The following is an 18333-nucleotide window of genomic DNA, read 5'->3' on the forward strand; positions in this document are numbered from 1 at the left end:
CCTTCGGGCGGCAAGTTCGTATCTGTGTCATTTACGGCCTATGATGCGCCTTTGATCCATGACCTGACGACGGAATCATACCCTTGGCAGCCTACGCCGACGACGATTATCCCGCCAGCCAGCAGCCCTGGTGGAAAGTGATTGCCGGGCTCTGGCCCTACCTGGCGGAATACCGCGGCCGCGTGGCCCTGGCGGTGTCCCTGCTGGTGGCGGCCAAGCTGGCCACCGTGGCCACGCCGGTGGCTCTGAAATACATCGTGGACTATCTCGACACCACCGCCACCGCCGATATGCTGCTGTGGATTCCGGTGCTGCTGGTGGTTGCCTATGGGCTGCTGCGCTTCGGCAGCACCCTGTTCAGCGAACTGCGGGATGCGGTTTTTGCCCGGGTGGCGGAACGGGCGATGCGGCGGATCTCGCTGCAGGTCTTCCGTCACCTGCACCAACTGGCCCTGGGCTTTCACCTTGATCGCAAGACGGGGGGCCTGGCCCGGGATATCGAGCGCGGCACCACGGGTATCAGTTTCCTGCTGAGGTTCACGCTGTTCAACATCGTGCCCACCATCCTGGAGATCCTGATGGTGTCGGGGGTGTTGCTGGTCGCCTTCAGCCCCCTCTACGTGGTCGCGATTCTGGTGGCCGTGGTGGTGTTTGTGGTGTTTTCCATCCGGGTCACCGAGTGGCGCACCCGTTTCGTGCGGGAATCCAACGCCCTGGACAACCAGTCCAATGCCCGGGCGGTGGACAGCCTGCTCAACTATGAGACCGTCAAGTACTTCAACAACGAGGATTTCGAAGCCCGGCGCTTCGACGAGGACCTGGCGGAGTGGGAACGGGCGCGGCTCAACAACCGCCTGTCTCTGGCGGCCCTGAACACCGGGCAGGCGCTGATCATTGGTGTCGCGCTGATTGTGATCATGGCCATGGCGGTGCGCCAGGTGGCGGTCGGGGAGATTACCCTGGGGGACTTCACCATGATCAACGCCTACCTGATCCAGCTGTTCATCCCCCTGAACGCGCTGGGGTTTGTCTACCGGGAAATCCGCCAGGCCCTGGTGAACGTGGAGCGGCTGTTCGGGCTGCTGGGTGAGGGGTCCGACGTTCAGGATGCCGACAATGCCGTTACCCTGGAGACCCGGGGCGGTCAGGTCCGGTTCGAGGATGTCCACTTCGGCTACCGTCCGGATCGCCCGATCCTCCATGGGGTCAGTTTCGATATCCCCGCTGGCCACAAGGTGGCGGTGGTGGGCGCCAGCGGGGCTGGCAAGTCCACCCTGGCCCGGCTGCTGTTCCGCTTTTTCGATGTCGGCCGTGGTGCCATCACCATTGATGGCCAGGACCTCCGGTTGGTGACCCAGGACAGCCTGCGGGCCGCCATCGGGGTGGTGCCCCAGGATACTGTGCTGTTCAACGATACCCTGTATCGCAACCTGGCCTATGGCCGCCCCGATGCCAGTGAGGAAGAGGTGCATCGGGCGGCAGCGTTGGCCCACCTGACGGGCTTTATCGAATCCCTGCCGGAGGGCTACCAGACCCGGGTGGGTGAGCGGGGCCTGAAACTGTCCGGCGGCGAGAAGCAGCGGGTGGCCATTGCCCGGGTGTTCCTCAAGAACCCGCCGATCCTGATCCTGGATGAAGCCACCTCATCCCTGGATTCGGTCTCCGAGCAGGTTATCCTCCAGGCCCTGCGGGACGTGAGTGAGCATCGGTCCACGCTGGTGATTGCCCATCGGCTGTCCACGGTCCGGGATGCGGATACCATCCTGGTGATGGCTGACGGTTGTATCGTGGAGCGGGGCAGTCACGGGGAGCTGCTGGCCGCGGGCGGCCGTTATGCCGAGCTGTGGCGACGCCAGCAGGAGGATGCAGACTCCTAGCCCCCCGGCTATTCCGGGCCCGGTACCACGATTCGATTGCGGCCCTGGCGTTTGGCGGCGTACAGCGCCTGGTCGCATCGGGACAACAGACCCCGGATGGAGGACAGGCCTTCGTGCCAGGTCACCACACCGGCACTCAGGGTCACGGTAAAGGACTGACCCTCGCCATTGTCGAACGCCTCCTGCTCCGTGGCCTGGCGCAGGTCCCTGGCAACACGGTGGGCCGAGGCGGTATCGGTACTGGGCAGCAGGACCAAGAATTCCTCCCCCCCGGTGCGCGCCACCACGTCGGTCCGGCGGACCCGGCTTCGCAGGACACCGGCGAACCGTTGCAGTACCTGGTCACCCACCAGGTGGCCCCAGGAATCGTTGATCTGCTTGAAATGGTCGAGATCCAGCGAGATCAGGGAGAAAACGTCGCTATAGCGATCGGCGCGGGCGATCTGTTCCTCCAGGGTCCGCAGCATGTGACGCCGGTTGTGGAGGCCGGTGAGCTCGTCGGTGATGGACAGCCGTTCCAGCTCAAGCTCCATCTGTTTGCGCTCGGTAATATCCATGGCCATGCCGTGCCAGACAATACGGCCCAGCTCGTCCTTCTCCGGCTGGGCCACACCCTCCATCCAGCGGATCTCGCCGTTGACGTCGATCCGGTACTGGCAGCGCCATTCGGTGAGGTTTTCTGCTGACTCGACCGTGGAATCCAGGACCTGCTGGATATCGTCCCGAACGATGATATCGAACAGCGTGGATGGGTTTGTCAGTGTCTCTTCCGCAGGGATTCCATAGAAATCAACACTTTTCCTGCTGACATAGGTAAAACGGAACTCGCCGTCGGTGTCCATCACAAAGGTATAGATCACCCCGGGCAGAGATTCCGCCAGGCGTTGCAGGCGATGCTGGGTCTCCCGCTCCTCGGAAATGTCCAGGTGGGTGCCGCAGACCCAGTTGGCCTGGAGCTTGTCATCGTCCAGGCGTCGGCCCCGGGTGTGGATCCAGCGCCAGTGGCCCTGCCGGTGGCGCATGCGGACCACGCAGTCGTAGTAGGACGTCTCGCCCTTCAGGTAGGCGCCCATCCGGGCCTTGGCCTCTTCCACATCCTCCGGATGGGAGAGCGACTGCCAGAGCTCATAGGTCATGGGCTCCAGATCGGACGGCTGATAGCCGAGCATGCGGGCCCAGCGATCGTTGAATACCACTTCCCCCGTGTCGAGATTCCATTCCCAGGTGCCGGCGCGCGTGGCGTCGAGAATGGCCTTTAGCCTGGCCTCCGGCGAGAGTTTGGGACCTTTGGGCATGGACGGATCCGATCTGGTGGTTTTGTGATCACATATGGTGCGAATAATACCCGCCACCGTGTACGGATAACAGTGACGGAGGGCGCCTTTCGAGGGAAAAGAACCCGGCAGCCAGGCGGCGGCTGTCGCCCGGTAAACCAGGTAATCGCCCGGTGACTGCCCTCACAGATTCTGAAAGTGGGATTCAGGCTCGAATTATCACCACCTGCAAACTCGACGCCGGATCATTACGTAGGGTTCATTATCCTGGGTGACCGCCGGGTATGTCTGTGTCTTTTTTATTCCATTTTTCCATACATGGACATTAGTTAGAGCATTTTTCTCAGTGCGAAATGAACATTCGTTCCGCCTTTGGCGATCAATGGTTACGGCTTAGCCCTTCAACTGATACTCGAATCTGTTTCTACGGACTGGCACTCCATTCACGCTGGTAAGGGCTGGTCCCATATCCGGATGATCGCCTGCTATATCGGGTATCTGGATGAACTTCCGGACATTTTGAACTTCCCCGGGGGCAGCGCTATAACTCGTCGGGCCGTCGCAGCGGAACCTTCATTCCGGTTCCGTCGCAACACTTAACACGACCATTGGAGGGTTAAAAAAATGCATCGCAACGGCCTGAGATCACTCGTAATTGTATGTGGACTGACCATGACTGGCTCCGCCCTGGCCATTGGCGGGGGTGGTGGTATTGGCGGGGGTTCCGACTGGGACCCGGATGATGCGCCGGCATCCTGCCCCACCGAAACCCCGACCATGCTGCCCCAGGGTGCGACCGAGTACTACCGCGACCGTCCGGGGGTGCCCAACGGTGATGTGGAGGAAGTCAGCCTTGGTGGTGGCTTCTTCGGAGGTGGCAGCGCCCATATCTACACGCCACCCGGTTACAGCGAGTCCAACCCTGACGGTTACCCGGTCCTCTACCTGAGCCATGGTGCCGGCCAGGACGATTCCAACTGGACCAGCCGCGAAGAGGACTGGGGCGGCAGCGCTGACCTGATCCTCGATAACATGATTGCCGATGGCGAAATCGAGCCCATGGTGGTGGTCATGCCGGACACCAGCGGTTGTGCCTCTGGCAGCCCGGTTACCCCCGGCACCAGTGGCGGTTGTGTGGATCTGTTCAAGGACACCCTGATGCCTTACGTGGAGTCCAACTACAACGTCCGCACCGATCGTGACAACCGCGCCATCGCCGGCCTGTCCCAGGGCGGTTTCGTGGCCTTCAACGTGGGCCTCGGCAACCTGGACCTGTTCAGCCATGTGTTCATCTATGGCTCCGGCTGGTTCTCCACATCCCGCAGCGCCTTCGAGCGTGAGTTCGAATCGGTTCTGGATGATCCGGAGACCAACAGCCTGCTGAACGCGCCGATCGTCATGGGCGCGGGTTACGACGATATTGCCTACAGCAACACCGAGGCGACCATTGAGATTCTCAATGACTACGGCGTGGCCAATCTCCGTGAGGAGTACGAGGGTGAACACGATATGGACAGCTTCCGTCGGATGCTGCACCTGACCCTGCCGATGATGTTCGTCAACACCCAGGGCTGTGGCGGCTAGTACCTCCTGAGCAGTGACGACCTGCTTATGTCCGGGACCGTTCAGCCGTCGGTCCCGGCATCTTTCCCTACCCTTAACAACAAACCGGAGAGATTCATGTCGATCCCCCAGAAGACACGGCTTTGTAAACAGATTCGATTGACCACCATTGCCACCTGTGTCGCCACGGGCCTGGCATTTGGCGGTGTCAGTACACTGGCCCATGCCCTGCCCGACCAGGCCTCGGACCGGGCCCATGAGCGCACGTCCTGGAATCACGGCGAGCGCCTGGAAAAGGTAAAGGGCGCACTGGACAGGATTCGGCTGGCCCGCCTGCACAAGGTTCGTAACCTCTCGGCATGGAACCATTTCCCGGACGCCGGGGAATTCACTGACAAGGCCACCAACCTCGCCGCCCTGATCCAGACCCTGGACCAGGACGGTGACCTGAACAATGGCATCGACGTGTCCCGGGAAGCTTCCCGGATTGTCGACGAGTACAGGGACATGCTGACCTTTGACCAGCCACCGGCCGAGTTCGCCCAGAGCGAGGCGGTGATGGACCTGATGGCGGAATTGAATGCCGCCGGCGAAGCGGTCTTTGACGACACCGACCCCCGGCCCCGACGCCTGATGAACGCCGAAAGCGCCGTGGAGCTGGTGGCCCGGGCCCAGAGCGACCGCAAGATTGTGCCCACCAGCCTCGGTCTGCTGCGGGGCTTTACCACGCCTGATGATGAGGCCTGGGGTTTCTACGGTATTCCCTACACCAAGGCGCCCCTGGGCGACCTGCGCTGGAAGCCCCCGGTGGATCATGATGGCTGGTGGGGCGTGCGTGAAGCTATTGCCTGGTCCGACCAGTCCGCCCAGGACCCCACCAACGAAGCCTTCGGCGAAGGCGGCATGGGCGAGGACAGCCTCTACCTGAACGTCACCGTACCCAAGGACGCCGGCGATGAGCCACTGCCGGTCATGGTCTGGTTCCATGGCGGCGGGTTCTCCATCCTGACCGGAAACACCAAGGGCTTTAATAACACCTCACTGCCCGGCAAGGGCACCGTAGTGGTCACCGTCAACCATCGCCTCGGCCCCTTCGGCTATATGGCACACCCGGCGCTGACCGAGGAGTCGGAGAACGGTGCCTCCGGCAACTATGGTCAGCTTGACCTGATCGCCGCCCTGGAGTGGGTGCAGGAGAACATCGACCGCTTCGGCGGTGATCCGGACAACGTCACCATCTTTGGTGAGTCCGGCGGTGGCGGCAAGACCCTGTCCCTGCTGCATTCGCCGCTGGCGGATGGGCTGTTCCACAAGGCCATCGTGCAGAGTGGCATGGCGGCCCCCTTCGATCAGACCATCCCGGTGCAGAACCCGCTGGAAGACCAGGAGCAGCAGGGCATCAACCTGGCCGAGGCCCTTGGCGTTGCCGATGAGCCGGACGTACTCGCTGCCATGTGGGACATCCCCTGGCCGGAGATCGTGGAAGCGGCTGGCGAGGCCGGATTTGCGGCACGCCCGAACATCGACGGCTGGTACCAGACCATGGGCATCCGCGATGCCTTCGAGGCCGGCGAGCACCATGACGTACCCATCATGGCCGGTGCCAACACCGGTGACCTGCCGCCGCTGGTGGAAGGCCTGAAGTGGTACATGCCATGGATGGCGGAGTACAACGAGTCCGACGTCTACACCTACGTGTTCGACCATGTACCGGCGGGCTGGCGCAACTTTGGCACCTCCGCCTACCACGGTGTCGAGCTGGTCTACATGTTCGACTATCCGGGCAGCTTCGTGGCCCACTATCTGCTGGGCCTGACCGGCCATCCGGATCCGACACCACAGAAGTTCGCCACCACCGACAGCCCGGGTATCGATCCGGAGGAATACGCCATGGTCAGCCAGCTTTCCCTGGACCTGTGGGCCTCCTTCGCGAAGGACGGCGACCCGGCTATCGAGCGCCAGAAATGGCCCGCCTACACCGGGGAGAACGATACCTACCTGCGTATCGACCTGACCCCGGCGGTGGAAACCGGCCTGGATGAGGCGTTTCCGGAGTTAACCATTCCCGAGCAGTAGATGCTCTGACGGAGGCGCAGGGCCCGGAAGCGGGCTCCGTGCCTCCGTTACCAGGGGAAGCAGCCCCTGACGCGGCGACTCATCCAGCACCTCCCCTGGCGCCAGTATCGACCGAAACGTGGCTTCGTTCCCTTTCCAGACCGCGCAGGCGATTCGCCCTGAATGGCTGGAGGTGTTCCGACGCCAGACCCGGACATCGCCGCTGGCGGACTTCCATGTCTCGCAACAGCCAGTCCGTGTAATGGGCAACATAGCCACCGATGAAGTGTCCCTCCCGTTGTTGTGGAAAGTGGCGGGCGGTCCACTTCAACACCCTTTCCACACTACGTTCCATGGCGCGGGTATTGGGTAGCCGGAGTTTTCCAAGAAAGTGCTGGGAGAGCCAGTGAGCGGCAATTTCCGATGTCAGCGGCGAATTGGTTGAGGATGCGTAGCCAACAAAGCCGAGTCGTTGTTCCGTCGGGGGCAGAATGTGTCGGTAGAGCCTGAGTTGCCCGTTGGGCGCCAAAGTCTCCCGCAGTGGACGGTCAAGAAAATCAACGTTCCGTTTCCACCCCGTCGCGCAGATCACCACATCGGCTTCCATGTCTTCGCCGTTGGTCAGCCTTATCCCGTGGCCACCGGTGAATCGCTCTATTTCGCTACGCACGGCGTGTACCTGACCCGAGTTGATGTGGTTGTAGATGTCAGAACCGATACCCAGGTGAAAGATGGAGTCATGTATCGACATGTCCGGCACCATGAAACCGGGCATACGCGTAGCACGGATTGTGAACTGACGTTGCTTTCGGCGAAACAGCGATACCAGAGGCGTGCACAGGCCCCGCAGAAGCTTCTCTGGCAGGGGCGACTGGTGATAGGGCGGGTAACTCAGCTTTTCAACCCAGCGGCTGTAGATCAGTTTGTCCACACGGGTGCGACCATAGTACCGGGGCAGCATCCAGTAGGTCTTACGAAAGAGCAGAGTGCACGAATCCGATACCTGTCCTGCCAGGGTGGCGCAGTCCAGTGCGGACTTGCCGGCACCGATTACCAGCACCCGTTTGCCAACAAGGCTATCTGCATGCTGAACCTGACTGGAATGGAGGATGGTCCCCGCAAAATCGCGGGAACCATCGAAGTCGGGAATATGCGGCTCGGACAGAACACCATTGCAGACCACCACAAAATCGAACGTCCGTGACCGGATGGGTCCCCCCGTGGTGAGATCGCGCGTGTGTACCTGGAAGCCGGGATGCTGTCCTTCTTCTTCCGACGGCAGTTGCTTGACTGAGACAACCTCAGTCTCCAGATTCAGATGGTCCCTCAGGCCGAAGTGGTCCGCATAGCGCTCAAGATAGCCGCGGATCTGTCCGGCCGTGGGGAACTCATCCGTAGACTCGGAATGGTCGAAGTCCGAGAAGGCATACAGTGGATAGGGGCTGTTGGTTCGCAAACCGGGATATGCCCGGGACGTTTCCCAGACGCCCCCAACCTCCGGCGCCTTCTCAAAGATGCTGACATCAAAGCCATCGCCTTGGAGCACTTTCGCGGTGACAAGTCCGGAAACGCCCGCGCCGATGATGGCTACCTGATTGCTGTTCATCGCCCACCTCGACGTTTACCGGTCGATATCACATTTTTCGTCGAGCTGTTGTCCCGACTGTTTGTCCACGGGCAGTGTCAGTTTTCCCTCCATCGGCGCATCAAGGAAGGTGGCTATTACCACGGCTTCTTCGTCGCTGCTGGGGTTGTGGGCCGTATGGACATTATCTCCCCCGGGATCAACGAACATCGTGCCTTTGCCATAGGGGCGATCAACACAGTCGTCCGCGTAGGTGTAGATCAGCTCTCCCTTTTCAACGCCAGCAAGGACCGGCCCCGGATGGGTATGCCAGGGAAAGGTTGCGCCGGGCTGAATGGTGATTCGGGCTACCGCAACCCTCGACGGGGCGTCGAGTTTGAGTACCTGCTCCGATCGCCCTTCCGGCTGGAGCCGGATTTCGATCGCGACCTCATCGGTGAATTCGGTCCGTTCACTGCCAACCATTTCAACGGCGATGGGATCGGGCTGATCCGGATCACCGGCGTTTGAAGACGGTGCCAGTAGCATCAGGGTGGCCGCACCGGCGGCTGTAACGACGGTCCTGATGAACGCTGGCCTGGGTTGTGGATATTGAAGTATTGGGTTCATCATTGCTGGTCTCCTTGTCTGCCAGGCAGTGTTTCTGCTGCCTGGTTGACTATTTGAACCTTTGCTAGGCTGACATGAATAGTTCAGTAACTGTACTGGTCCCTGTAGCCCATGATGGACGGAGATCCCGGGAGAAAAGGGCATGACAGAGCGTGGTTACGGTCAATTCTGTCCCGTGGCGATGGCAACGGAAGTGCTGGGTGCCCGCTGGAACATCCTGATTATTCGCGAGCTTCTGTGTGGGAGTTCCCGCTTCAACGAGCTGCGAAAAGGGGTGCCGCGCATGTCGCCGGCTTTGCTGTCCAAGCGGCTGGGCGAGTTGGAGCGGTTCGGGATCATTGTCAGGGAAATGGACGAGACCAGTGGTTCCCCCACCTACCGTCTTACCGAGGCGGGAGAAGAGCTTCGTGATATCGTTATGTCCATGGGCGTGTGGGGTCAGCGATGGCTGGAATCCCAGCTATCACTGAAGAACCTGGATCCCTCGCTGTTGATGTGGGATATGCGCCGAAACCTGAATCCCAGCCCGCTGCCAGACCACCGGGTCACGATTCAGTTTCTGTACCCCGAATTGAGCCGTGGTCAGAAAAAATGGTGGCTGATCGTGGACAAGCATGCCTCTGAACCGGTGGACCTCTGCAAGATCGACCCGGGCCATGAAGTGGATCTGTATGTGGCCACCGATCTGAAGACCATGACAGCGATCTGGATGGGCATCATAACGGTGGCGGATGCCACGCGGCGCGGTACACTCAGGCTTAGCGGGCCCCACAGTCTTACCACCTGCATGTCTGCCTGGATGGGGCTAAGTCCCTTTGCGCAGGAGACCAAGCAGGTCAGGGAGTCTGTCTGACGGCTACTGCCGTTGGCCCGGTAGTTCATTGGAACAGATAAACTACAACAACCTACGCATGGGAGCGGCGCTCCATGGAAAAGCGTTTGGGAGTCATATGCCGGTGCTTCGTTCAGGTGCCGGTGACTTCCGAGTGATACCCAAACAGGCAGGGATGCGTGCCCGCATGGAAATCAGAATATTGTCACAGCCCGACCTCCCGGGTATATCTCGTATTCAGGGGGAGTGCTACAGCCAGGACATTCTCGAGTCGCTTGATTCGTTCTCCGCAAAACTTTGTGCTGCCCCGGAGTTCTGCTTTATGGCAGTACACGGAGAACAGGCTGTCGGATATGCGGTTGCTTTGCCGCGGATATTCGGCGACATACCGGATCTGAATAGTGTTGAGCATTCTGTTTCATCGAATGCTGATAGCCTCTGTATCCATGACCTGGCGGTGAGCCCGTCGGCACGAAGGGTGGGTATCGCGAGCCAATTGCTGAAAGCGGTGTTGGATGCCGCAAGAGAGCGTGGATATAAACGCATATTCCTTGTCGCTATCCAGGGGGCATCATCGTATTGGCAGCGTCATGGCTTCGAGGCTTTGCAGGTGGATGAGTCGCTGAAAAGAGGCCTCTCTGCCTATGGGAAGGGCGCGACATATATGGTAAGGACCGATGAGGGCGTTTAGCTAGCCTATTCTGTTATTTTACTTCATCCGGCATTTTGTGACGTCGGATCGGGAGGACGGAATGGTTAACGGAATTAATCACATAACATTGGCTGTCAGTGATCTTGAACGATCGTTTGAGTTTTATACTAACGTGGTTGGCCTGAAACCGGTGGCGAAGTGGGTGCATGGCGCCTACTTGCTGGCTGGCGAAGGGTGGATCTGCCTGTCGTTGGATTTGGGCAAGCGCCGTGGCCCCGAGCCTGAGTATACCCATATTGCCTTTTCTGTGGAGAAGGGAGCATTCGACGAAAGCGCCGAGGCCATCCGCGCGCATGATGTGATGATCTGGAAGGAGAACAAGAGCGAAGGGGACTCTCTGTACTTCCTTGACCCGGACGGGCACAAATTGGAGCTTCATTCCGGGGATCTCCAGACGCGACTGGCCGCGCTCAGGGAGCAACCCTATGAGGGTCTGGAACTGTATGTTTGAGATAAGCCAGACAATGGGCTCAAGCCGATAATAAGACCACCAGATACCGGTTGCCGAACTTCTACTGCGGTGCAGTTTGGAACGCCTGAGCCGGTTTTACCGGTGACACGGAAATGACGCTACAGACCTATATGGACCTGAGTCCCCATTACACCAGTCGACTTATGTTGCGTCCGTTTCTGGAGAGAGATACAGATGAACTCTATGCCATCCAAAGTGATCAGCAAGCGATGCGCCACACATTCGCGGCCACTTCGTTGCAGCAATGTGCACAGAGGCTGAAAACGTTTGAAGATATGCGTGACTCTCACGGATTCGCGCCATGGGTTGTGTGTGATCGTAGCGAAACAGAGGTGATCGGCTGGGGAGGTCTGAACATCGACCCATTTGATCCAGGATGGGGTGTGGAGGTCAGCTATTTTTTCGATCCGGCCCATTGGGGGCGCGGTTTCGCGACCGAGCTTGTGTTGGCGCTGAAGGAGTAAGAGGTAAACGTATCTTTGGTGATAGAGAAGATTGCGCGGGCTATCCTGAACGTTCAAAGTCCTTTCGTCACGCGGGTCGCCATTGATGGCGTCGACGGCGCGGGTAAGACGATGTTCGGGGATGAGCTTGGGCGGACGCTGGAGGCTTTGGGTGCAACGGTGATCCGCGCCTCTGTGGACGGGTTTCATCATCCGCGCGCGGTCCGGTATCGCCGTGGTCGATATAGCCCAGAAGGTTTCTACCGTGATTCTTACGATTACGCGATGCTGAAGCAGGTACTGCTTGATCCCCTCTCTCCCGGAGGCTCAGGACAGTACGTTTCAGCGGTGTTCGATCACAGGAGCGATGCCCCGATCCATCCCGGTACGCGGCAGGCGGATGTCGGTGACATCCTTATCTTCGATGGCATCTTTGCTCACCGCCCCGAGCTTCGCGGATACTGGGACCTGTCCGTGTTTCTCGAGGTGTCCTTCGAGACCTCGATAAGGCGCTTGGGAGCGCGGGACGGCACGCCCATGGATCCTCTTGCGCCGTTGAACAGGCGGTATATCGAAGGTCAGCAGCTATATTTGCAGGAGTGTGGACCGGCCAACCATGCCACCGTCGTTGTTGACAACAATGAGCTCGCCTCGCCATGCATTGGCAGTACAGTGGCTAAAACAGAATCGCCCTTCTGACACAATCAGTTTTCATGGAGTATAGGCTGGAATGAACCCATTAACGGTTGCCCGGAGGTAGACAACCATGAGCCAGGTACACCTATTCCAACAGATGGCGACCTACAACCAGTGGATGAACGGCAAGGTCTACGAGGCGGCGGGCCGGCTTGATCCGAGCGAACTTTCCCGGGAGCGTGGGGCGTTCTTCGGTTCCATCCTGGGTACCCTGAACCACATTGTGGTGGCCGACATCATCTGGCTGAAGCGCTTCGGCGGTCATGAGTCCGGAGCCGGCGCACTGGCACAGGTGATGACGCAGCCAGACCCGACCGGCCTTGATCAGATCCTGTTCAGCGATTTCGAAGAACTCCGGAGCTATCGGCAATGGCTGGATGGCGAGATTATCCGCTGGGCCGACGGTCTGACGGAGTCCGGTGTGGACCAGGTTCTTGCCTACCGAAACACCAAGGGCAGCCCTTTCAACAAACGCCTGTCCCACCTGATCCAGCATTTTTTCAATCACCAGACCCATCACCGGGGCCAAGTATCCACGCTGTTGTCGCAGGTCGGCGAGGATGTTGGTGTAACCGATCTGTTGGCCCTGATACCGGATGAAACATAAAACCTGTCCGGCGATGTGTGATGGTCTGTGGCAATAGCGGTCAGGCTTGGCGTCATAACGTCATGGCGCTATGATGTCTTGAGGTTCTTTTAGACCGGAGACAGCCATGAGCGAACCTTCCAAGCGGTCGACAGTGTATTTCGATCCCCAGTTACATGCCGCCCTCAGACTGAAGGCGGCCCATACCAATCGCAGTGTGTCCGATATTGTGAACGATGCCGTCCGTGCCGCCCTGGCGGAGGATCAGGAGGACCTGGCGGCCTTTGAGGATCGTGTTGCAGAACCAACCATGAGCTACGAGGCATTGCTGGATGACCTGAAGGCCCATGGCAAGATATAGGCTGGTCTTCAGGAAATCCGTTGCCAAGGATTTACGCTCCATTCCTAACAAGGATGTGGCCCGTATCCTTCAGCGAATGGATGCCTTGCAGGACGATCCCCGGCCGGCAGGGAGTGAAAAGCTTTCCGGTCAGGAACGTTACCGGATCCGTCAGGGTGTCTACCGCATCGTTTACGAGATCATCGATGATCAGCTTGTGGTTACCGTCGTCAAGGTTGGCCATCGAAAGGACATCTACAAACGCCTTTAACGTACGTCGGATTTTACCGGACGCATAATCACCAAAAAGATAGGGAGGTCGGATGACAATCACGATGCAACAACCGGTTCTGGAGGGACGCCACGTTCGCCTGGAGCCCCTGTCGGAGGACCATATTGATGGCCTGTTCGACATCGGCCAGTTGCAGGAGGACTGGGCGTTTCTGCCTGTAGGGGCCTTCACCAGCCGGGCGGAGACGGAACAGTGGGTAAACCAGGCCCTGGGCCTGGCCAGAAAGGAGCTGCACTATCCATATGTGCTGGTCCAGCCGGAATCCCGTGCCCTGATGGGCAGTACCCGCTACCTGAACGTGCGGCCCCGGGACCATGGGCTGGAGATCGGCTACACCTGGGTCGCCCGGGACTACCAGCGCACGGCGGTGAATACCGAGGCAAAGTACCTGTTGCTCAGGCATGCCTTTGAGGTGCTGGGGGCTCTCCGGGTGGAGCTGAAGACGGACGCCAGGAACCTGCGGTCACAGAGGGCGATCGAGCGCCTGGGAGCGCAAAAGGAAGGCGTGCTGCGCCGGCATATGGTGGTCCAGGACGGCTTTGTCAGGGATTCGGTGATGTACAGCATCACGGACCTGGACTGGCCGGGTGTCAGGGACGGACTATTGGAAAAGCTGGGATAGCGGGAAGGAAATGGTCGGCGTGGCAGGATTCGAACCTGCGACCCCTTCGTCCCGAACGAAGTGCGCTACCAAGCTGCGCCACACGCCGAATTACGGGCTGCATTATACGTATTCTCCATCCAAATGCCAGCCCTCCAGTGGCGGTCCCGGTGAATCTTTTATCCGCCTTATGGGTTCCTCTCCTGGCCGGGTAGAATACTGACACCAGACCACCAACGGGAGAAGGCTGTGCTTCGACTGTTCAGATTTACCAATGGCCTCATTCGCGAAATTCCCGTGACGGACGAGCCGCTGGAGGCGCAGGTTCGCGCGGCGGACTGGATCGACTGCTGCGAAGCCAGCGAGGAAGAGAAGGCAATCCTCGAGAAGCTGCTGCTGACCGATGTGCCGGAACAGGATGAGGTGGACGAGATCGAGGCGTCGGCCCGCTGTTTCGTGGACCAGGCCGGTATTCACGTACACTCACTGTTCCTGACCCAGACCGAAGGGCGGCATACCACGGTATCGGTGGCCTGCATCCTCCAGCCGGAGCGGCTGATCACTATCCGGGATGACGAGATCGCGGACTTCCGCCTGATGCGCATGCGGGCCCGTCGGGGCCAGTTGGAAAGCCATCACCCTTCCGAAGCGCTGGTGACCGTGTTCGAGCAGAAGATCGAGAACCATGCCGACAACCTGGAGCATATCCACGAGCAGCTCGACAAGGTGTCTTACCTGGTGCTGGAAGATGAGGAGGCGGAGCTGGAGGAAGCGATCAGTCAGCTGGCCAAGCTGGAAGACAGCAACGGTCGCATCCGTCTGTGCCTGATGGACAGCCAGCGGGATATCTCTTTTCTGATCAGGCACCTGAGATCACACCCGGAGCTGCGGGAAACCTGCCGTGAAATCGCCCGGGACATTGAAACCCTGATGTCCCACAGCGCCTTTCTGTTCGAGAAGATCAATTTCCTGATGGGCTCCACCCAGGGCTTTATCAACATCGAGCAGAACCAGATCATCAAGACCTTCTCCATCGCGGCCGTGGTGTTCCTGCCGCCGACGCTGATCGCCAGTATCTACGGCATGAACTTCGACTACATGCCCGAGCTCGAGTGGCTGCTGGGTTACCCGGGGGCATTGGCGCTGATGGTGGGGTCCGGCTTTGCCCCCTACTGGTACTTCAAGCGTAAGGGCTGGCTGTAGCCCTGTCGACCGCGCAACAAAAAAGGGCTTCTCCTGAGGGAGAAGCCCTCTGTCATTCCGGGCCGGTGTTTCAGCTCAGCTGCCCGGCAATACCGAGATGTCCGCCACCCGCAGGAACAGGTTGCGCAGGCGATTGAGCAGCGACAGACGGTTGTTGCGCACCGCCTCGTCGTCCGCCATCACCATCACCTCGTCGAAGAAGGCATCCACCGGGGCTCGCAGGCTCGCCAGGGAACTGAGGGCGGTGGCGTAGTCACCGCTATCGAACAGCGGCACCACTTTTTCGGCCTGCTCGCTGACCTGCTCGGACAGGGCGATCTCCGCCTTGTCCTGCAGCAGGGCGTTATCCACATGCTCACCGATGGAGGCATCGCCCTGCTTGGTGAGGATGTTGGACACCCGCTTGTTGGCGGCGGCCAGGGCCTCGGCCTCCGGCAGCTTGCGGAAGGCATCCACCGCCTTCACCCGGCGGTCGAAGTCCAGCGGCCGGGTCGGACGACGGGCATGCACTGCCAGGTAGACCTCGGCGCTGATGCCCTGCTCCTCGTAGTGAGCACGGAAGCGCTCGAGCATGTAGTCCACCACCGTGCTGGCGGTGTTCTGCTCGGTGAGCTGGGTGAAGTTCTGCTCCGCCCATTCGCAGCAGGTCTGCAGGTCCAGGGGCAGTTCCCGCTCGATAATGATCCGCAGTACGCCCAGGGAGGCCCGGCGCAGGGCGAACGGGTCGCGGGTACCGGACGGTGGCTGGTTGATGCCGAACAGACCCACCAGGGAATCGAGCCGGTCGGCAATGGCCACGGCGCAGCCGGTCAGGGTGGACGGCAGGTCGTCACCGGCAAAACGGGGCATGTACTGCTCGTTCAGGGCCTTGGCCACGTCCTCGTGCTCGCCGTCGTTGGCGGCGTAGTACTGGCCCATGATGCCCTGCAGGTCGGTGAACTCCAGCACCATCTCGGTGACCAGGTCGGTCTTGCCCAGCATGGCCGCACGTTCCGCCAGGGCCGGATCACTGCCGATGGCTTCGGCGATCCTGCCGGCCAGGGCCGCAACGCGCACGGACTTGTCATGGATGCTGCCCAGCTTCTCCTGGAATACGATGGGCTTGAGCTGCTCCACCCGGTCTTCCAGGCGGGTCTTGCGGTCGGTCTCGTAGAAGAAGGCGGCATCGGCCAGACGCGGGCGGATCACCTTCTCGTTACCGGCGATGACCTGGGCCGGGTCCTTGCTTTCCAGGTTGGCCAGGGTGATGAACACGGGCAGCATTTTCCCGCCGGGGTCCACCACGTGGAAGTATTTCTGGTGTTCCTTCATGGAGGAGATCAGCGCCTCGGCGGGCACTTCCAGGAAGCGTTCCTCGAAACCACCCAGCAGCGGCACCGGCCACTCGTTGAGGGCAGTGACCTCATCCAGCAGGTCCTCGTCGATGACCGCCCTGCCACTGGCTTCCTTCTCGGCGATGTCCTCCACACCCCGGCGGATCACGTCCCGCCGTTCGGCGAAGTCGGCGATCACGTAGCCTTCCTGCCGGAGCACAATCTCGTAGTCATTGGGTGTGGGCACGATCAGCGAGCGGGGGCAGTGGAAACGGTGGCCACGGGTGGTGTTGCCCGGCTCCAGACCCATGATGGGCGCGTCGACCACGGTGTTGCCGTACATGAACACCAGCCAGTGGACCGGCCGTACGAATTCGGTGCGGTGGGCGCCCCAGCGCATGCGCTTGGGAATGGGCAGGCCGGCCAGGGCCTGTTCCACCAGTTGCGGCAGCAGTTCCACGGTGGGTTTGCCCTGCTCCACGGTACGGTAGACCACCCAGGCACCCTTGTCGGTTTCCAGGGTGTCCAGCTGTTCCGGGGTTACGCCCAGGGAGCTGGCAAAGCCGTTCAGGGCCTTGGTGGGGTTGCCGGAATCATCGAACGCGGCCTTCACCGCCGGGCCGCGCTTCTCCACCGGCTTGTCCGGCTGGGCATCCTCCAGTTTGCGGACACGCACCGCCAGGCGGCGGGGCGCGGCAAAGGCCTCAACCTTGTCGAAGGCGATGCCGGCGTCTTCCAGACCAGTGCGGATGCCCTGGGCAAAGGCGTCGGACAGGGGTTTCAGGGCCTTGGGAGGGAGTTCCTCGGTGCCCAGTTCGACCAGAAAATCCTGAGTAGCCATGATTATGCGTTCCCCTTCTTGGCCTTTTTGCCTTTCTTGCCCTTGCCGGCATTCTCTTCAGCAGCCAGCACTTCCTTGCGGAGTGCCTCCGGCGACAGCGGGAAGCCCAGTGCCTTGCGACTGTCGAAATAGGCCTGGGCGACGGCCCGGGCCAGGGTCCGCACCCGCAGGATGAAGCGCTGGCGTTCAGTGACGGAAATGGCGTGGCGGGCGTCCAGCAGGTTGAAGGTGTGGGACGCCTTGAGCACCTGCTCATAGGCGGGCAGCGCCAGACCGGCGTCGATCAGGCGGGCGCTTTCGCGCTCGTACACGTCGAAGCTGTGGAACAGGAACTCGGTATCCGCGTGTTCGAAGTTGTAGGTGGACATCTCCACCTCCTGCTGGTGGAAGACATCGCCGTAGGTGACGACGCCGTCAGGGCCGCGGGTCCAGACCAGATCGTAAACACTATCCACACCCTGCAGGTACATGGCGATGCGCTCCAGACCATAGGTCAGCTCGCCGGTGACCGGGTAGCATTCCAGGCCACCCACCTGCTGGAAGTAGGTGAACTGGGTCACCTCCATGCCGTTGAGCCAGATCTCCCAGCCCAGGCCCCAGGCGCCCAGGGTCGGCGACTCCCAGTTGTCTTCCACAAAGCGGATGTCGTGCACCAGCGGATCAAGCCCCAGGGCGCGCAGTGAATCCAGGTACAGCTCCTGAATGTTGTCCGGGGAGGGCTTGAGCACCACCTGGAACTGGTAGTAATGCTGCAGGCGGTTGGGGTTCTCCCCATAGCGGCCGTCGGTGGGGCGGCGGCTGGGCTGCACGTAGGCGGCGTTCCAGGTTTCCGGGCCAATGGACCGCAGGAAAGTGGCCGGGTGGAAGGTGCCGGCGCCCACTTCCATGTCCAGTGGCTGGAGGACCACGCAGCCATGCTGCGCCCAGAAGTTCTGCAGTGCCAGGATCAGCCCCTGGAAGGTCGTCAGATCCGGGTTTGACGGTTGTGATGCCATGGTTGTCACGACGGTAGCCTGCTATTCAGTCTGTGTGTTGCGGG

The 18333-nt window shown here is 60.4% G+C and carries 18 protein-coding genes and 1 tRNA gene; 13 read left to right on the forward strand and 6 right to left on the reverse strand.

What is annotated here, in order from left to right:
- Positions 1 to 83 precede the first annotated feature (83 nt).
- Complete coding sequence (locus tag RO069_RS11585; RefSeq protein WP_328187659.1) at positions 84 to 1877, forward strand: ABCB family ABC transporter ATP-binding protein/permease; 1794 nt, start codon at positions 84 to 86, stop codon at positions 1875 to 1877.
- Between the two features lie 8 nt (positions 1878 to 1885).
- On the opposite strand, the gene RO069_RS11590 is transcribed toward RO069_RS11585, so the two are convergent.
- Positions 1886 to 3172, reverse strand: coding sequence for a sensor domain-containing diguanylate cyclase (locus RO069_RS11590; RefSeq protein ID WP_328187660.1), 1287 nt, complete (start codon positions 3170 to 3172; stop codon positions 1886 to 1888).
- A 651-nt stretch (positions 3173 to 3823) separates the two neighbouring features.
- Between RO069_RS11590 and RO069_RS11595 the strand changes: the two genes are divergently transcribed.
- Both RO069_RS11595 and RO069_RS11600 read left to right on the forward strand, forming a co-directional pair.
- Entirely contained in the window at positions 3824 to 4735 is a 912-nt protein-coding gene (locus RO069_RS11595; protein WP_328187662.1) for an alpha/beta hydrolase, read from the forward strand.
- A 96-nt stretch (positions 4736 to 4831) separates the two neighbouring features.
- Positions 4832 to 6790, forward strand: coding sequence for a carboxylesterase/lipase family protein (locus RO069_RS11600; protein ID WP_328187663.1), 1959 nt, complete (start codon positions 4832 to 4834; stop codon positions 6788 to 6790).
- A 79-nt stretch (positions 6791 to 6869) separates the two neighbouring features.
- Here RO069_RS11600 and RO069_RS11605 read toward each other — a convergent pair whose 3' ends face one another.
- Positions 6870 to 8375: a flavin-containing monooxygenase gene (locus RO069_RS11605; RefSeq protein WP_328187665.1), complete on the reverse strand. Its 1506-nt coding sequence runs from the start codon at positions 8373 to 8375 to the stop codon at positions 6870 to 6872.
- Positions 8376 to 8390: 15 nt separating this feature from the next.
- Positions 8391 to 8966 (reverse strand): cupin domain-containing protein, encoded by a 576-nt coding sequence (locus tag RO069_RS11610; protein ID WP_328187667.1) that lies wholly within the window; start codon positions 8964 to 8966, stop codon positions 8391 to 8393.
- Positions 8967 to 9105: 139 nt separating this feature from the next.
- Here RO069_RS11610 and RO069_RS11615 point away from each other — a divergent pair, with 139 nt between their 5' ends.
- The 9 genes from RO069_RS11615 (at position 9106) to RO069_RS11655 (ending at position 13958) form a co-directional block, all read left to right on the forward strand.
- On the forward strand, positions 9106 to 9816 hold the full coding sequence (locus tag RO069_RS11615; protein ID WP_328187669.1) for a winged helix-turn-helix transcriptional regulator: 711 nt from the start codon (positions 9106 to 9108) through the stop codon (positions 9814 to 9816).
- A 28-nt stretch (positions 9817 to 9844) separates the two neighbouring features.
- On the forward strand, positions 9845 to 10486 hold the full coding sequence (locus tag RO069_RS11620) for a GNAT family N-acetyltransferase (RefSeq protein ID WP_328187671.1): 642 nt from the start codon (positions 9845 to 9847) through the stop codon (positions 10484 to 10486).
- A 61-nt stretch (positions 10487 to 10547) separates the two neighbouring features.
- Positions 10548 to 10958 carry a fosfomycin resistance glutathione transferase gene (locus tag RO069_RS11625; protein WP_328187672.1) on the forward strand — a complete coding sequence of 137 codons (411 nt, stop codon included), beginning with the start codon at positions 10548 to 10550 and terminating at the stop codon, positions 10956 to 10958.
- Between the two features lie 113 nt (positions 10959 to 11071).
- Positions 11072 to 11443, forward strand: coding sequence for a GNAT family N-acetyltransferase (locus tag RO069_RS11630; protein WP_328187674.1), 372 nt, complete (start codon positions 11072 to 11074; stop codon positions 11441 to 11443).
- 15 nt (positions 11444 to 11458) lie between these two features.
- Positions 11459 to 12121: a hypothetical protein gene (locus RO069_RS11635; RefSeq protein ID WP_328187675.1), complete on the forward strand. Its 663-nt coding sequence runs from the start codon at positions 11459 to 11461 to the stop codon at positions 12119 to 12121.
- Between the two features lie 67 nt (positions 12122 to 12188).
- Positions 12189 to 12725 (forward strand): DinB family protein, encoded by a 537-nt coding sequence (locus tag RO069_RS11640; RefSeq protein ID WP_328187677.1) that lies wholly within the window; start codon positions 12189 to 12191, stop codon positions 12723 to 12725.
- 106 nt (positions 12726 to 12831) lie between these two features.
- Entirely contained in the window at positions 12832 to 13065 is a 234-nt protein-coding gene (locus RO069_RS11645) for a hypothetical protein (protein WP_328187679.1), read from the forward strand.
- Positions 13052 to 13315 carry a type II toxin-antitoxin system RelE family toxin gene (locus RO069_RS11650; RefSeq protein WP_328187680.1) on the forward strand — a complete coding sequence of 88 codons (264 nt, stop codon included), beginning with the start codon at positions 13052 to 13054 and terminating at the stop codon, positions 13313 to 13315. The genes RO069_RS11645 and RO069_RS11650 overlap by 14 nt, the downstream gene beginning before the upstream one ends.
- A 52-nt stretch (positions 13316 to 13367) precedes the next feature.
- Positions 13368 to 13958 (forward strand): GNAT family N-acetyltransferase, encoded by a 591-nt coding sequence (locus RO069_RS11655; RefSeq protein ID WP_328187682.1) that lies wholly within the window; start codon positions 13368 to 13370, stop codon positions 13956 to 13958.
- 11 nt (positions 13959 to 13969) lie between these two features.
- Here RO069_RS11655 and RO069_RS11660 read toward each other — a convergent pair.
- Positions 13970 to 14046: transfer RNA gene (locus RO069_RS11660), tRNA-Pro, on the reverse strand.
- Positions 14047 to 14186: 140 nt separating this feature from the next.
- On the opposite strand from RO069_RS11660, the gene corA reads away from it, so the two are divergent.
- On the forward strand, positions 14187 to 15140 hold the full coding sequence (corA, locus tag RO069_RS11665; RefSeq protein WP_328187684.1) for a magnesium/cobalt transporter CorA: 954 nt from the start codon (positions 14187 to 14189) through the stop codon (positions 15138 to 15140).
- A 75-nt stretch (positions 15141 to 15215) separates the two neighbouring features.
- On the opposite strand, the gene glyS is transcribed toward corA, so the two are convergent.
- Both glyS and glyQ read right to left on the reverse strand, forming a co-directional pair.
- Complete coding sequence (gene glyS, locus RO069_RS11670) at positions 15216 to 17294, reverse strand: glycine--tRNA ligase subunit beta (RefSeq protein ID WP_328187686.1); 2079 nt, start codon at positions 17292 to 17294, stop codon at positions 15216 to 15218.
- 2 nt (positions 17295 to 17296) lie between these two features.
- Entirely contained in the window at positions 17297 to 18289 is a 993-nt protein-coding gene (gene glyQ / locus RO069_RS11675; RefSeq protein ID WP_328187688.1) for a glycine--tRNA ligase subunit alpha, read from the reverse strand.
- Positions 18290 to 18333: the final 44 nt, after the last annotated feature.

This window comes from Marinobacter sp. OP 3.4, assembly GCF_036224885.1.
GTDB lineage: Bacteria > Pseudomonadota > Gammaproteobacteria > Pseudomonadales > Oleiphilaceae > Marinobacter.

What these genes read in the sequence shown, in the direction of transcription:
- RO069_RS11630 (WP_328187674.1), top strand. Translation starts at nt 11,072, where the DNA reads ATGACGCTACAGACCTATATGGACCTGAGTCCCCATTACACCAGTCGA.
- RO069_RS11615 (WP_328187669.1), top strand. Translation starts at nt 9,106, where the DNA reads ATGACAGAGCGTGGTTACGGTCAATTCTGTCCCGTGGCGATGGCAACG.
- RO069_RS11645 (WP_328187679.1), top strand. Translation starts at nt 12,832, where the DNA reads ATGAGCGAACCTTCCAAGCGGTCGACAGTGTATTTCGATCCCCAGTTA.
- RO069_RS11595 (WP_328187662.1), top strand. Translation starts at nt 3,824, where the DNA reads ATGACTGGCTCCGCCCTGGCCATTGGCGGGGGTGGTGGTATTGGCGGG.
- RO069_RS11655 (WP_328187682.1), top strand. Translation starts at nt 13,368, where the DNA reads ATGACAATCACGATGCAACAACCGGTTCTGGAGGGACGCCACGTTCGC.
- RO069_RS11610 (WP_328187667.1), bottom strand. Translation starts at nt 8,966, where the DNA reads ATGATGAACCCAATACTTCAATATCCACAACCCAGGCCAGCGTTCATC.
- RO069_RS11625 (WP_328187672.1), top strand. Translation starts at nt 10,548, where the DNA reads ATGGTTAACGGAATTAATCACATAACATTGGCTGTCAGTGATCTTGAA.
- glyQ (WP_328187688.1), bottom strand. Translation starts at nt 18,289, where the DNA reads ATGGCATCACAACCGTCAAACCCGGATCTGACGACCTTCCAGGGGCTG.
- RO069_RS11605 (WP_328187665.1), bottom strand. Translation starts at nt 8,375, where the DNA reads ATGAACAGCAATCAGGTAGCCATCATCGGCGCGGGCGTTTCCGGACTT.
- glyS (WP_328187686.1), bottom strand. Translation starts at nt 17,294, where the DNA reads ATGGCTACTCAGGATTTTCTGGTCGAACTGGGCACCGAGGAACTCCCT.
- RO069_RS11590 (WP_328187660.1), bottom strand. Translation starts at nt 3,172, where the DNA reads ATGCCCAAAGGTCCCAAACTCTCGCCGGAGGCCAGGCTAAAGGCCATT.
- RO069_RS11600 (WP_328187663.1), top strand. Translation starts at nt 4,832, where the DNA reads ATGTCGATCCCCCAGAAGACACGGCTTTGTAAACAGATTCGATTGACC.
- RO069_RS11640 (WP_328187677.1), top strand. Translation starts at nt 12,189, where the DNA reads ATGAGCCAGGTACACCTATTCCAACAGATGGCGACCTACAACCAGTGG.
- RO069_RS11650 (WP_328187680.1), top strand. Translation starts at nt 13,052, where the DNA reads ATGGCAAGATATAGGCTGGTCTTCAGGAAATCCGTTGCCAAGGATTTA.